Origin of the sequence: Neobacillus cucumis, assembly GCF_002860255.1 — a bacterium.
GTDB classification, from domain to species: Bacteria; Bacillota; Bacilli; order Bacillales; family Cytobacillaceae; genus Neobacillus; species Neobacillus cucumis_A.
In genome coordinates, this window is the sequence record NZ_PGVE01000042.1 from 75,058 (window position 1) to 89,126 (window position 14,069).

Here is a 14,069-nt window from a genome sequence, read left to right on the forward strand (position 1 = left end):
CTATAAACAAAGTAAACTTTTATCGGTTGGAGGCCGTTAGAATGAAGGTTTTATCAATGATTCAGCCTTGGGCAAGTCTTTTTGTCCTTCGTGAGGCCAAATATGAAACAAGGACATGGAGAACGAATTATCGAGGGCCATTGGCGATTCACACAAGTAAAAAAATAGATAAGGCTGTCTGCAACCATGTAGCAATCCAGGCGTTGCTTGGAAAGCATGGGTACACAAAAGAGAACCTTCCAACTGGCATGATCATTGCGGTATGCAGGCTGGAAAATTGTTTGATGGTGACTGAAAACAACCAGACGAGTACAATCCTGGAGGATGGAAGAATTGTATCAGGTAATGACTATTTTTTAGGTGACTTTCAAGTGGGAGGTTTTGCTTGGGAAGTTCAGGACATGCAGATACTGGATGAGTTTATTCCAGCGAAAGGAAAACTAGGACTATGGGAATATAATTTATAACAATTTTTAGATAAAACTTATCCGCAGAATAAATGACACCGACTTAATTATTTGGGTGCCATTCAGTTTTTAGACCTTTTTTCACCACAACACGTATAGAACGGTTACATAAATTTCGTTAACATAAAAATACCATTTTTCCTGAATGAGAAAATGTATTTTCTTTAGTAGGATTGATTAATTATTTTTTTCAATCCAATTATTACACCCGGTATCAATAATGTTCCCTTTCACGAACATCCTCTCACTCCTCAAAGTCAGTATAGGATAGTTTTCCCACATAATATGTTAAATCTATCAATGAATTTTCCTTACAGAAAGTTAAGAATTTCGAAACAGAGTCGGTCCTTAATGAAGACCAGTTAAATAATATTTATCATTATTTAAAAAAACATCAGCATGAAGAGGATGGACAAATTATTACTTTATACGGACAAATGCTTGTATGCTTAGCAAAGAATGAAGTTAATCAGTTAATTGTTGATTTAGAGAAAGTAATGTCCTTGTATCACTGATACATATAAGAGTATTTTGTACGAACTAAAGAAGCAGACCCCACTGGATCTGCTTCGTTTTATGATGGATTTGTTGACCATAATCCAGCTGTTTTAACGAATACTCTTGGATTAAATTTTAAACTAGCCACGACTAATTCTGCAAGGTCTTCTGGGTGCATAACGTTTTCTTCATTGCCTTTAACAAGATCTGTATCAATGGCTAAATCTGTAACGACCGTACTTGGTGTTAAAGCAGTAACACGGACATTATGTTTTCTTACTTCTAGCATAAGTGATTCTGTTAGCCCTAAAACAGCGAATTTAGAAGCACTGTAAGCACTTGTAACAGGGGCACCTTTTTGGCCAGCAGATGAAGAGATATTGATGATATCTCCTGATTTTCTTTCGATCATTCCTGGTAATACTGCTCTTGTTACATTATACACACCCATTAAATTGACTTGGATGATTTTTTCCCATTCTTCTGGTGTTAGATCAAGGAACCCACCAAATTTAGCAATACCAGCATTGTTGATTAGGATATCAAATGGGCCTAAGTCTGATTTGATATGTTCAACAGCATGGGTAACGGATTCAAGATCGGTCACATCTGCTGTTGCTGCAGAAACCTTTACATCAAATTGTGCTAGTTCAGCAGCTACCTTTTCTAGATTAGACATATTTAAGCCGATTAGGCCTAAATTAACGCCTTCTTTTGCTAAGGCGATAGTAGTAGCACGTCCAATGCCTCTTCCTGCGCCAGTAACTATTGCAGTTTTACCATTTAAAGAAATCATTTTATCACTCCTAAAATTATTACAAATTGAAGTAGTTCATTCTATCAGAAAGACCGCAATCTTGCATGGAAATAGCTTGCGGTCTTTCCTATTTAGAACTCGAGGAATAATATATTTATTCTAAGTTAGCGTGTCTACCGTACATCTTATTGGTATCCAAACCTTTTTTCTCCATGAACCGAAGAATCACGGCGTCGTAAAATAGTAAAAGTGCTTGCTCAAATAATGAGCCCATTGGTTGAATCGTCTTAAAATCACTCTCCGACTGATCTTTAGGTGAGCCAGGCAACTTAATAGTGATATCCGCTAATTGTCCAATAGTGGACTCAGGGAAAATGGTTACAGCTGCAATCGTCCCACCGATGCTTTTTGCTTTCTCAGCCATGGAAACTAAACCTTTCGTTTCTCCTGAACCTGATCCAATGATTAAGATGTCATCTTTTTCAAAGTTAGGGGTTACTGTTTCGCCAATCACAAAGGCATCAATCCCCATGTGCATCATTCGCATAGCAAATGATTTAGCCATAAATCCAGATCTACCTGCGCCTGCAACAAAGACTTTTTTTGATTCAAGTATTCCATTAACTAATTTTTCAGCTTCATCATTCGAAATTAAATCTACGGAGCGATTTAACTCTTTTATGATTTCAGCTAGGTATTGAGTTGTATTCATGATCTGAATTACCCTTGATTAATCATTTGTTGCATTTTGGCAGCAGCAGCTTTTTTATCAGCTTGTCCAGTTATCCCGCCACCTACAATGACAAGGTCTGGTTGTACTTTGATGACTTCTGGAAGTGTGTCTAATTTAATACCACCTGCGATTGCCGTTTTAGCATTTTTTACAACACTTTTAATAGTTTGTAAATCTTCAAATGAGTTCTTTCCAACAGCTTGTAGATCGTAGCCAGTGTGCACACAAATATAATCAACACCCATAGCGTCCACTTCTTTTGCACGTCCAGCAAGATCTTTTACAGCAATCATATCAACAAGGATTTTTTTACCTTGTTTTTTCGCTTCTTCAACAGCACCTTTAATAGACATATCTTCCGAAGTACCAAGAATTGTGACGATATCTGCACCTGCTTCAGAAGCTTTCATTACTTCATAACCAGCTGCATCCATGATTTTTAGGTCTGCTAATACCTTTAAGTTAGGGAATGCTTTTTTAACTGCTTTTACAGCATGAAGACCTTCGTTAATTACAACCGGTGTACCGATTTCAACGATATCAATATGTTCCTCTACTTCTTTTACCAGCTCAATTGCTTCTGGGATATTTACTAAATCTAATGCTAATTGTAATTCCATCTATATTCACTCCTATAATTTTTTTATTGTTGTATAGTGATAATAACTCCCAAGGGTAATAATACTTTTACAATAATATTATCCTTATATTGCATTATCTGTACCTGCCAGCAATAAGGGATATCATGTTCTCTCGCTGAACAATTGCAAGTATACAACGTATATAACAACAATAAAAGTACGCACTTTTATTTTACATAGTGTTTAAAAGTATACTATAAGACAAACCGCTTATATAGTCTTACTATTAACTTTAAAAGAAACAATGCACCATTCCGCATGGCCTATTTTCTGTATAAGTTGCTTGATAATTGCCCAAATTGTCATTGTTGATGTTGGTTATAAAAATATCTTATTAATAAAGACATTTCTAGTTGGGGGATTGAATGAATAAATTTTTTGATTATATTCTTTTAACAGTAGGAGCGGCTATTGTAGCTATGGGATTAGAAATGATATTAGCGCCAATTGGGCTGGTAGATGATGGGGTAACTGCCTTTTCAATTATGGCAAATGCCATGTGGGGCTTACGCCAAAAGCTTCAACACATAAGAAATACTGTTCTCAACAAATTTATATCACATATATTTTTGTGGCCAGGGAGAGGAATGCTCACCCTGGCTTTTTAATTTATTTTACACAAAAATAGATGAGTTTATTTCCTTTAGTATACATTTTGTTATTATGTTATTTTTTTATAACTATTTAAATAAAAAGTGCGTACTTCCATTTAAAAATGTAGGTATTATACTTACATCTTGTTGCAACATTGGATTCACGAAATACTGTGGTTATTGATTAGTCATCTGATCTTACGCATTCAGTTTACTACATTGAAAGGGTGAATAGTATGTTCGGGTTACATGCAAAGCATCACAAGGAACAATATTGCAGACCTTGTATCAAATAGAGAAGTGTATAAGCTAAAAATAATGGAATAAGTTCAAAGATGGAGTGGCGGAACCGTCGAAAAAACCTGTTATTTGCAGGTTTTTTAGTGGTCTTTTTTAAGATGGGAGCTTTTCGCCGTATCTCCTTCGAAACAAATCTTTTGATTTGGACAGACCAGATGGCTAATATATTAATATCGCGAATTACCGATTTGGCGTGATGCTTTCAGATCATCTATCCAGCTTCCATTGGGATAGTGATAATCGATATAGAAAGAGGCAAATGACATTGAAGCAGGAATTGGAACGCTTAAATGATGAACAAGCCGTTGAAATTTTTAAGGCATTGTCGAACCAGACGAGGGTGAGCATTCTTCAAATGTTAAAAGATCCCGACAGTCATTTTTCACCGCAAGCCCATATTATTGCTGATGAAGGATTTGAAGGCGGGGTTTGCGTAGGGGATATCCGAAGCAAGGCCGGGATTTCGCAATCCACTACTTCACAGTATTTATCGATTCTGCTGCAAAGCGGACTGGTTGAAATGAAGCGAATCGGACAATGGACGTATTATCGCCGTAATGAGGAGACGATTAAAAAGTTCGAAAAATACATTGGTACAAAAATTTAAGGAGAATTGAAGTGAATTTATTACAGCATCGAGCATTTAACAGGTTGTACCAACAGGATAAAATGACGCTTGGTTTCGCGATTCCGACGGCAAGGATGTCCAAATATCCGATTATGGAAAATCAGCTGTCGCTTGCCCGCAAAATTGAAGACCATGGTTTCGCGGCATTGTGGCTTCGGGACGTTACGATTCAGAATTTGAATATTGATGATAATGGTCAAATGTATGATGTATGGATTTATTTGACCTATCTTGCGGCCCATACCAAGGATATTGCACTTGGGACGGCGAGTGTGGTCCTCCCGCTGCGCCATCCTGTCCGAGTGGCAAAGGAAGCATCATCTATTGACCGGTTGTTTCCCGAACGCCTGATCATGGGAGTGGCTTCAGGAGACCGGGATAAAGATTTCACAGCTTTGGGAATATCCAAGCTCGAAAGTGGAGGGCTGTTTAAAAAGAATTATGCATTCCTTGAACGGCTGTTAAAAGAGGACAATCCGACAATCAACAGCGATTTAGGCATCATCGATGGAACGGATATGAGAATGATCCCCAAACCTTTTTCTTCGATTCCGACCATGGTGACAGGATTCAGCAATCAATCGATTGAATGGATCGCCCAGAATGGGGACGGCTGGATCCAGTACCCGAGGATTATCCCACAACAAACTCAATTGATTAACGAGTATCGCGAGTTGTCGGAAATTCACGCCCCAGGAGTGTTTAAACCTTTCACTCAGACTTTATTTATCGATTTATCGGAAAATCCCGATTCGTTTCCTGTTCCGATTCCGTTAGGATTTCGTGTAGGGCGCAAACAGTTATTAGATATTCTATATCAATTTCAATCCATTGGTGTCAATCACCTGGCATTTGTATTGTATTTTTCAAAGCGCCCTCCCGAGGAAGTCATCCAGGAGCTTGGAGAGTTTGTGTTGCCTTACTTTCCGACTCATGAAATTCCAGTATTAGATTAGTTTTTAAAAAAATTAGATAAGGGAAGAAGATGAACTTATGTCTAAACATGCAAATAAACTAAACGAAATTCCATTCTCGGTGCTTGATCTTTCACCGATAACAGCCGGAAGTACTCCTGCTGACTCTTTCCGCCATACATTGGAACTCACACAGCTTGCTGAAAAACTTGGTTACAACCGTTTTTGGCTCGCAGAACATCATAATATGCCGTTTATCGCCAGTTCCGCCACTTCTGTGGTGATGTCCCATGTGGCAGCCGGTACATCAAAAATCAGGATTGGTTCAGGAGGAATCATGCTGCCGAATCACGCACCGCTCGTCATCGCTGAGCAGTTTGGCACTCTTGAATCATTATATCCTGGGCGAATTGACCTTGGTCTGGGGCGGGCACCCGGTACAGATCAGGGGACCGCTCGTGCATTGAGACGCGACTTGGGAAGTACCGGAGATGACTTTCCTGAGCAATTAGCGGAACTCCGCGGTTACTTTGATCCATCCCTGGCACAAGGGAACCCTATAAAAGCGATTCCAGGTGAAGGTTTGAATATTCCAGTCTGGCTGCTGGGTTCAAGCGGCTTCAGTGCGCAGCTGGCCGGAGAACTGGGTTTGCCATTCGCGTTTGCCTCCCATTTCTCGCCACTTAACACTCTGGGTGCTCTACAGATCTATCGCAAGGCGTTTAAGCCTTCGAATGTTCTCGATAAGCCGTATGCGATGGTGGCATTGAATATCATTACAGCAGAAACGGATAAAGAGGCAAAGCGCCTTTTTACAACAATACAGCAGCAATTTTTGAATCTGATGAGTGGCAACCTTACACCGCTTCAACCACCGGTAGATGACATATCCGAAGTGGCCAGCAGCTACCAATTAAAGGCTCTCGAACAGCAATTAGGCTCATCGATTGTTGGCAGCCAGCAGACGGTAAAGGACAAGCTGCATACATTTTTGGAGGAGAGCCAGGCAGATGAAATCATGGCCATTGCCCAAGTTTACGACCACAAAGCTCGCCTGCATTCATACGAGCTTTTGGCAGAAATTACAAAAAGCGAAAGGTAAAAAGGAGGACATCAGCAAGGAAACCTTTTTGATTTTTCTAGGGAATTGAATATGGATGAAACCGTGAAATCAGGTTATGAGGTTGTTTAAATCAATAAGGAATGATCTCAAAAATGCAGGTGCTAACTACAAAGATGAAGAAGTTGTGGTAAGCAATAATATTGTAACAAGCCGTTTCCGGATGACATTCCTGCCTTTAATCGTGAATCCTTAAAATTATTAGCTGAATAATAGCGTAAGTACTCAATAGTATCGTTTTAGAAATTAATATTTCACAATGAATTTCAATACAAAAAAGGTTTTAATAAGAAAGGGGTTTTACTATGTCATTAAATGGTAAACGAGTAGTTGTTTTAGGGGGTACTTCTGGTATTGGTTTAGCAACTGCCAAAGCGTTTCTCGATCAATCAGCTCAAGTGATCATTGCCAGCCGTTCTGTTTCCAAATTAAATGAAGCAAAACAAGTTCTTGGTGGCAATGTAGAAGGAAATCAAATCGATTTTCGAAGCGAAGAAAAAGTAGCAGAATTTTTCAACAAGGTTGGAAAATTTGACCACCTTGTGGTAACAGCAGGAGAAGGCGCAATGGGGCACTTTAGCGAATTGCCTGTGGCAAGTGCTAAAGAGGCGTTTGATAGTAAGTTCTGGGGGCAATATATTACCGTCCGTTCAGCACTTCCATATTTAAATAATGAGAGCTCAATCACCTTAACCTCTGGTGTATATGGCGTTCGTCCTCCTCAAGGCGCTACTACGTTAGCGGCAATCAATTCAGCCATTGAAGGATTGGTTCGAGGACTTTCCGTAGACCTAGCCCCTATTAGGGTAAACGTGGTTTCACCTGGAATTGTAGACACTCCAATCTATGCTGGAATGCCAGATGATCAGAGGCAAGCACTGTTCAACGGCATTGCACAACAGCTCCCTGTTGGACGGATTGCAAAGCCGGAAGACATAGCTGAAACCTATGTATACCTTGCTAAAAATGGTTTTACTACTGGTACGGCTGTTCTTATTGATGGTGGAGCCCACTTAGTATAATGGCCTAAATGGATGTTGAACGGAAGCTTATCACCCTGCCAAGCAGCGGTTCTAACTAAAATAGAAATAAGTTAAGAATTAAGTAATTTACTGGTGGCAATACTGCAAAAGAGTATTGCCGCCTTTTTTGTTATTAGGTACATAAAAAGATACAAAAGGAAGTGTTGATTTTTAATGAGTGTACAGGACGAAAATAAATTAACAAAAATAAAAAATTCCCTTGAAAGTCGTGTAGTTACATTGCCTGATGGAACTTCTATGCCAAGAATAGGACAAGGAACTTGGTACATGGGAGAAAATCCTCAAATGAGAGAAAGGGAAATCAAAGCTTTACAACTCGGAATAGAATTAGGCATGAAACTAATAGATACGGCGGAAATGTATGGTGATGGCGATTCTGAACGTTTAGTAGGTGAAGCAATTAAAGGACGAAGAGATGACGTCTTTTTAGTATCAAAGGTGTATCCTCATCATGCAGGATTAGATATGATTGCCAAAGCGTGTGAAAACAGTCTAAAAAGGCTGGGAACCGATCTTCTTGATTTGTACCTTTTACACTGGCGAGGACGTGTGTCATTAGCAGAAACCATTGAAGGAATGGAAAAGCTACGCAAGGAAGGAAAAATAGTAAGGTGGGGAGTCTCCAATTTTGATTCCGATGATATGAAAGAGTTATGGAACACCACTAACGGAAAAAATTGTATGATTAATCAAGTATTATATCATCTTGGTTCAAGGGGTATAGAGTATGATCTCTTACCATGGCAGCGAGAACATCACATGCCTATTATGGCATATAGCCCGCTAGCTCAAGGAGGTTCTTTAAGAAGACAACTGTTAACGGATCCAACCATTTTAGAGATTGCAGAAAAATACGCTGTACAACCCTTACAAATCGCTCTCGCTTGGACAATCCGTTCTAACAATTGTCTAGCTATTCCAAAAGCTGTTCAAGAAGAACATGTACTAGCAAATGCGGAAGCTGCTATTATTGAATTAACAAAAGAGGATTTAAATAGACTTGATGAAGTATTTCCGCAACCGACTAGAAAAATGCCTTTGGACATTTTATAGAAATTTTGAGGATAGACAAGAGAGAAGGGATTGAATGTGTATGTCAACAGAGGTATTGGGAAGATTTACTCCAGATGCAGCGCCGAGGAGGCTCCCGGCACGCCCGCGGAAAGCGAGCACATGGAGCCAATTGCTTTTTAACTATGAGCCCTCCCTTCACTAAGTAGCGGAATGGTGTGATTAGCTTACTTCTATTACTTTGGTTGGGATGTAGCTCTCTTTAATAGTGGTGATTTTACTGCTGGAGTTCACTTGGAATTCTATGACCCTGAAACAGTTAAAATGAGTGGGGAAGAAATTTTTTTAACAGCTTCATTACACCCTACTTACATAAGTATATGATCAAAAAGAGGGAGAAAGGAATGTAATGGAGATAATTGATCTATTTAAAAAAGGATATGAATTTGAAGGAATTAGAGTGGATTTTTTAGTAACTTATACCTTTCAATTATTGTTGTTATTCTTTGAATATCCATTATTCTAGCCAAAGAAAAGCAGGCGAGTAATTAAAGTAGTACAACTGTTTTTTAACCCCTGTTATGAAACTATGTAAGTTAAGTTGATTATTAAGTCTCTTTTTTGCCTCTCATTTTCTTTAATCATCTATTTCCACATTGTAAAACTGCTTAAGTCGTACTTATCAACCCATTTCCACCAAGCCATTTAAACCTTCCTTAGATTGTCAATGATTTGGTGCACAATAATGGGAGAACGGTAGATCGTCCATCCTCTGTGGTGCCACACTGTAGCATGGATGGCTAACGGGTAGCTTTAGTTAAAGGATGATTGTCTGCTAAAGAGGAAAAAGCCCCACTCAGTCGAGAAGGGCTTTATACATTATTACATCTAAATTTGTCCTCTGGTGTCCTCCCATTTGTCCTCCGATATTTTATATCATATTTAAAGTATTTAAGTTGAACTTTTTAAAAATGTTGATTTAAAGCCTTTTTTAATACTCTATTTTTTTCCATTATATATGAAAATGAATGGGCGGCATGATGTAATAATTCCTTGTCCCAAATAGGTCCCTTTCTCTTTGTTAAAAATGAAAGAAGAGGATGAGGTTTGTATAAACCGCAGTTACTTGTACCGTCTTAGAAGGTTTTAATATTTTTTTTATTGCTAGTCGGGGGAACACTTTGGGGACAAATTTGAGCTAACTGTATCCAATAACAAAAATCCAATCATTATTAAGACTAATTGAAAGTATTGTTATAACAATACCTTCTTAATTAAACTGTTATAATCATAAAGTATATCCATCATTGACAGGGTTGGGGTCACTTGGTTCCAATAAACTCAATCTCTCTTTGGGTGACAAATGGAAGAAGAGGAGGTTTGTTAAAACCTCCTCAACCTATTTAATCCCATTAAAAATTAAGAAAACTGATCACACTTTTGGTCACACCGTGGTCACAGATTAGATGTTTTTATATTTAATTAAATAAAATTAAATGATATATGAATTAATAAAAAGTGCATTAAATCAAGACTTTACGGCATTATATAAAACTAAATGTAATCAAAAATGATACCTTCCCTCTAACTTCAAAACGACTTGAGACCTGCGGGCCAGGTCTGGTGGGTTCGATTCCCACGCAGTCCCGCCAACTATTTTCTGTGTTATCAACAAAACCATTACCCTAGTTTAGGTAACGGTCTTACTGAGACATTTTTCACTTCCGATTCATGGACTAAAATCACATTATAACTACTCGATTCCTTAATTTCCAAGTACCCAGAATCATATCTATGAATAACAAGGTAAATTTTCTCTTTATATAGAACTTGTTCTGATTTCAAGGTTACTCTTACCCCTTTTGATTTATCATTAACTTAAATATCTTACAACAATTCCGAGTAAAATGATATGAAAACTTTGTTAAAAGATACTTAAAAAATATTAAAGTGCTTCCAAATTTTAAAAATAACTTCATAAAAGGTACACTAACATAAATGCAGTAATGATAAATAATCAAACAAATGTTTGGTGTGATAAATTGGGCAAAAATACTTTTCTTTACTGTTTTCACATATGCGATAAAAATAAAAAAAGCGGACCAATGGGCCCACTTATTAGTTAGTTTATCTCAGCTTTATTTTGTTCTCTATATTCCTTTAGTCGTCTCTTAAATGCTGCTACACTAAATACCTGTGAACTCTTTAATGAAAATTCATTTAATGAAGATTTGTGGGAATTCTTCTAATTTAACAAACAGTAATGAAGTTCCAATTATAGGGAGTGGAGTCTTCGAAACTGCTTGAGAGGCGCGTGTCATTTCTGCTAGGTTCGATTTTTAGGCAGTTCAGCCAAAAAACTTATTCTAGTATTTTATATGTCTTTCCAATCCAAATATTTTATAAATTGTACGAATGCTCTTACCACATTCAATTCCAGAAATCTCTCATGATAGTAAATCCATGTTCGTCGCAATATGGGATTCCCTTTATTATCAATTAAATCAATTTTATTTAAATCCTCTATCCCGTTAAGTGTCCTGCTTGAGAGAATACCATAGCCTAATCCATTTTTAACCATTTCCTTGCAAGTATCCACCTGGTCAACTTCTATACTGACAAAAGCCGATTGTGTGAAGTTTTCGGCCCACCAATTATCAATGACTGATTTTAATAAGTAGTCCCCTCTGTAATCGATTCTAGGAAGATGAGGAAGATCAGCAATGACAATTTCTTCTTTGGAGGTGACGCATATTGTTTCTTCAAATAATTGATGTTTCAATAATCCCCGACAACTGTAATCTCCCCGAACAAAGCCAATATGAACATCACTGTTATGCACAAGCTGAGAAACATCTTTGCTCCACCCTGTGATCACTTTGAATTCCACATGAGGATACTGTTGTTTGAATAATTTCAAAATATGAGCAAGTTTATAATTCGCGAAAAAATTGGATACTCCCAATTTAAGTATACCTGCCACCTCATTATCTTTTGTACTGCCCATATTGAGCAGATTCTCTTTTATTTTTTGATAATGGGCAAGGGCCTCCTCCGCACACTGGGCAAGGTACTCTCCTTGCGGGGTAAAATGAATCCCCCGACTTTCACGAGTTACGATTGTCGTCCCTAATTCCTCTTGCATATGCTTTAAACGATTGGTTAATGCAGGTTGAGTTATAAACAAAAGCTTAGCTGCTTTTGTTAAATTTTTTTCTCTATGAAGAACTTTCAGTATTTCCCAATCACGGTATTCCATTATTCACACCCTGTTTATTCGATATAAAAATTTGTTATAGGTAAATATAATTTTTTGGTATTTTATTTATTTCTATTATTGCATTATCCTTATTCGTAGGCAATCTATAATTCTATAAATGAAAGTGACAAAACAAAGGAATACCCCCAAGCATGGAGTTATCGGGAATAGAATAAAGAAAATCCTTGGGAATTTTCATTTATTCAACCCTGGCATGTGAGGGGAGTTAGTTTTCACAGGAGATATAATTAAGATTTGATGTTAACCATGTTGAAGAGAAAGACATCCTATGTTCAATCGTCAACAGAAATAATACTTACAAACATATAAATGGTGAAAAAGTGAGGGGTTTTTTGTATGTGGAATATTACTGTATTTAAAAATGGAAAAAGTTTAAGAATGTATGAGTTTAACACCGAAAAAGAAGCAAAAAATTTTTTCGAAAGTATTCAAGGATATAAAATTCTTACACAGATTGTTTACTTTAATGATCCATGTTTCGATTTAGTAGCTAATTGAATTCCCCATAGTACAGGGTAAATGACAGTTAAATTTGTTGATGGAGTTGGTTGGTTTGGTAATGCAGTTATTACAAAAAACACAGACACTAGTTCGTTATCAGAATCATAGCGGTAAAATATATTATGGAATTGTTGAGGATGATGAAATTTTACAATTGTCCAGTAATTTTACTGAAATTGTAAACAATGAATTAAATTATGATGGAATAAAAGTTAAATTTAGTGATGTGAAAATTTTGGAGCCTGTAGCACCCTCAAAAGTGATTAATTTCGGCTGGACATATGCGGAACACGCGAAGGAGACTGGGGGAAAGGCAAATCTGAAAGAGCCATTTTTGTTTTTAAAGCCGACAACTTCATTGATTCCAAATGGTGGGGATATTATTCTTCCATCAAGTGATTTAACAAATCAGGTGGAGATGGAAGGGGAAGTAGCACTCATTATCGGCAAGCGAGGCAAAAATATAAAAGAAGAAGATGCATTGGATTATGTTTTTGGCTGTACCATATTTAATGACGTAACTGCAAGAGATCTTACAAAAACGGATCCCCAGTTCACACGCGGAAAAGGTTTTGACACTTTTGGCCCAATGGGTCCGTGGATTGTGACAGGTATAGATCCAACCAATTTACGCATTGTTACCAAGTTAAACGGCAAAGTCGTTCAAGAGGGTAATACCAATCAGATGTCACTTTCCTTACCTTTTCTGATTAGTTGGATTTCAAAAGTTATGACACTTGAACCAGGTGATGTTTTGGCTACTGGTTCCCCTTCTGGCAGTTGTCCAATGAAATCAGGAGACGTCGTATCTGTGGAAGTAGAAAATATAGGTAAGCTAAGTAATTATGTAAAATAGTAAAAAAGTAAAAAAGTGATAAATGGGGCACCGGTAGGGTATCCCATTTTTTTTATACTGATCATGGACTAAAACGCATATAGCACACCCAACAAAAAACTGCCATAGCTGAACGAAGGCTATGGATTAAACTAATGTTTAGTGTACCTTTATCAAGACTTGCAATATCAGTGTTTCTATAAATCTGGGTTAAGTTTTCCTGCCCTTTCGTTAGGATTATGCAATAACCTTGGTAAAATTTTGTGTGTCTGAAATTGCAAACCAACTATACTGTGTGTGTTCAGAGCCTTCAAATTTTATAATTGGAGGTTTTTTGAATGCGTAAAGTTGTTAAAAACATGGAAGAGTTTTAGCAACGAGAAGATTCGATTTCAACAAGTTTACTAATAATAGGCAGTGGCATCGTAACAGCTTTACCACTTTTATTATTTACAAAGAGTGCCAAAAAAGTTTCATTAACTATGCTTGGTATTCTTCAGTATATATCGTCGACTATATCTCTAATAGTGGGAGTGTTTCTTTATCACGAAGTTCTGACAAAAGCACATTTTATCGCCTTTGTCTTTATATGGTGTGCTCTTGCGGTTTATAGTATTTCTTCCATAACAAAACGGAGGCAAGAACAAATGGAAAATGAAATTAATATGGAAGCTTAGTGAGAGATTTTTCCTTTTTATTTATTAAAAGGGTATTTTGAATAAGAATAAAAAATATAAACGCAGTACTG

The 14,069-nt window shown here is 37.3% G+C and carries 13 protein-coding genes and 2 pseudogenes; 11 read left to right on the forward strand and 4 right to left on the reverse strand.

Features of this window, described 5'->3' with window-relative positions; translation table 11 throughout:
• The first annotated feature begins 41 nt into the window (after window positions 1-41).
• Window positions 42-467, forward strand: coding sequence for an ASCH domain-containing protein (locus tag CVD27_RS11025; protein ID WP_026566623.1), 426 nt, complete (start codon window positions 42-44; stop codon window positions 465-467).
• Between the two features lie 574 nt (window positions 468-1,041).
• On the opposite strand, the gene CVD27_RS11035 is transcribed toward CVD27_RS11025, so the two are convergent.
• From CVD27_RS11035 to hxlA, 3 genes are all read right to left on the reverse strand, one after another.
• A complete protein-coding gene (locus CVD27_RS11035; RefSeq protein ID WP_101647962.1) occupies window positions 1,042-1,761 on the reverse strand; it encodes a 3-ketoacyl-ACP reductase in 720 nt (239 codons plus the stop codon).
• 115 nt (window positions 1,762-1,876) lie between these two features.
• The gene (gene hxlB, locus CVD27_RS11040; protein ID WP_101647963.1) at window positions 1,877-2,434 is read right to left on the reverse strand and encodes a 6-phospho-3-hexuloisomerase; all 558 of its coding nucleotides are present in this window, start codon (window positions 2,432-2,434) and stop codon (window positions 1,877-1,879) included.
• An 8-nt stretch (window positions 2,435-2,442) separates the two neighbouring features.
• Window positions 2,443-3,075, reverse strand: a complete 633-nt coding sequence (gene hxlA, locus CVD27_RS11045) for a 3-hexulose-6-phosphate synthase (RefSeq protein WP_101647964.1) — start codon at window positions 3,073-3,075, stop codon at window positions 2,443-2,445.
• Window positions 3,076-3,461: 386 nt separating this feature from the next.
• Between hxlA and CVD27_RS28710 the strand changes: the two are divergent.
• The 7 genes and pseudogenes from CVD27_RS28710 to CVD27_RS11080 form a co-directional block, all read left to right on the forward strand.
• A pseudogene (locus CVD27_RS28710) lies at window positions 3,462-3,605 on the forward strand (YitT family protein); the annotation flags it as partial.
• A gap of 643 nt (window positions 3,606-4,248) precedes the next feature.
• Window positions 4,249-4,596: an ArsR/SmtB family transcription factor gene (locus tag CVD27_RS11055; RefSeq protein ID WP_101647966.1), complete on the forward strand. Its 348-nt coding sequence runs from the start codon at window positions 4,249-4,251 to the stop codon at window positions 4,594-4,596.
• 11 nt (window positions 4,597-4,607) lie between these two features.
• Window positions 4,608-5,573, forward strand: coding sequence for a TIGR03571 family LLM class oxidoreductase (locus CVD27_RS11060; RefSeq protein ID WP_101647967.1), 966 nt, complete (start codon window positions 4,608-4,610; stop codon window positions 5,571-5,573).
• Window positions 5,574-5,610: 37 nt separating this feature from the next.
• Window positions 5,611-6,633 (forward strand): LLM class flavin-dependent oxidoreductase, encoded by a 1,023-nt coding sequence (locus CVD27_RS11065; RefSeq protein ID WP_101647968.1) that lies wholly within the window; start codon window positions 5,611-5,613, stop codon window positions 6,631-6,633.
• An 85-nt stretch (window positions 6,634-6,718) separates the two neighbouring features.
• Window positions 6,719-6,864, forward strand: a pseudogene (locus tag CVD27_RS11070) (DJ-1/PfpI family protein); the annotation flags it as partial.
• A gap of 92 nt (window positions 6,865-6,956) precedes the next feature.
• Window positions 6,957-7,673 carry an SDR family oxidoreductase gene (locus tag CVD27_RS11075; RefSeq protein WP_101647969.1) on the forward strand — a complete coding sequence of 239 codons (717 nt, stop codon included), beginning with the start codon at window positions 6,957-6,959 and terminating at the stop codon, window positions 7,671-7,673.
• A gap of 174 nt (window positions 7,674-7,847) precedes the next feature.
• Window positions 7,848-8,747 (forward strand): aldo/keto reductase, encoded by a 900-nt coding sequence (locus CVD27_RS11080; protein ID WP_101647970.1) that lies wholly within the window; start codon window positions 7,848-7,850, stop codon window positions 8,745-8,747.
• Window positions 8,748-11,079: 2,332 nt separating this feature from the next.
• Here the strand turns inward: CVD27_RS11080 and CVD27_RS11085 are convergent.
• Window positions 11,080-11,964: a LysR family transcriptional regulator gene (locus CVD27_RS11085; protein ID WP_101647971.1), complete on the reverse strand. Its 885-nt coding sequence runs from the start codon at window positions 11,962-11,964 to the stop codon at window positions 11,080-11,082.
• Between the two features lie 357 nt (window positions 11,965-12,321).
• Between CVD27_RS11085 and CVD27_RS28025 the strand changes: the two genes are divergently transcribed.
• From CVD27_RS28025 to CVD27_RS28995, 3 genes are all read left to right on the forward strand, one after another.
• The gene (locus CVD27_RS28025; protein ID WP_180960228.1) at window positions 12,322-12,483 is read left to right on the forward strand and encodes a hypothetical protein; all 162 of its coding nucleotides are present in this window, start codon (window positions 12,322-12,324) and stop codon (window positions 12,481-12,483) included.
• 61 nt (window positions 12,484-12,544) lie between these two features.
• The gene (locus CVD27_RS11090; RefSeq protein WP_101648085.1) at window positions 12,545-13,342 is read left to right on the forward strand and encodes a fumarylacetoacetate hydrolase family protein; all 798 of its coding nucleotides are present in this window, start codon (window positions 12,545-12,547) and stop codon (window positions 13,340-13,342) included.
• A gap of 389 nt (window positions 13,343-13,731) precedes the next feature.
• Window positions 13,732-13,998, forward strand: a complete 267-nt coding sequence (locus CVD27_RS28995; protein ID WP_308301795.1) for an EamA family transporter — start codon at window positions 13,732-13,734, stop codon at window positions 13,996-13,998.
• The last annotated feature ends 71 nt before the right edge of the window (window positions 13,999-14,069 follow it).

Coding starts and splice junctions, on each gene's coding strand:
- CVD27_RS11025 (WP_026566623.1), top strand. CDS start 42: ATGAAGGTTTTATCAATGATTCAGCCTTGGGCAAGTCTTTTTGTCCTT.
- CVD27_RS11035 (WP_101647962.1), bottom strand. CDS start 1,761: ATGATTTCTTTAAATGGTAAAACTGCAATAGTTACTGGCGCAGGAAGA.
- hxlB (WP_101647963.1), bottom strand. CDS start 2,434: ATGAATACAACTCAATACCTAGCTGAAATCATAAAAGAGTTAAATCGC.
- hxlA (WP_101647964.1), bottom strand. CDS start 3,075: ATGGAATTACAATTAGCATTAGATTTAGTAAATATCCCAGAAGCAATT.
- CVD27_RS11055 (WP_101647966.1), top strand. CDS start 4,249: ATGACATTGAAGCAGGAATTGGAACGCTTAAATGATGAACAAGCCGTT.
- CVD27_RS11065 (WP_101647968.1), top strand. CDS start 5,611: ATGTCTAAACATGCAAATAAACTAAACGAAATTCCATTCTCGGTGCTT.
- CVD27_RS11075 (WP_101647969.1), top strand. CDS start 6,957: ATGTCATTAAATGGTAAACGAGTAGTTGTTTTAGGGGGTACTTCTGGT.
- CVD27_RS11080 (WP_101647970.1), top strand. CDS start 7,848: ATGAGTGTACAGGACGAAAATAAATTAACAAAAATAAAAAATTCCCTT.
- CVD27_RS11085 (WP_101647971.1), bottom strand. CDS start 11,964: ATGGAATACCGTGATTGGGAAATACTGAAAGTTCTTCATAGAGAAAAA.
- CVD27_RS28025 (WP_180960228.1), top strand. CDS start 12,322: ATGTGGAATATTACTGTATTTAAAAATGGAAAAAGTTTAAGAATGTAT.
- CVD27_RS11090 (WP_101648085.1), top strand. CDS start 12,545: ATGCAGTTATTACAAAAAACACAGACACTAGTTCGTTATCAGAATCAT.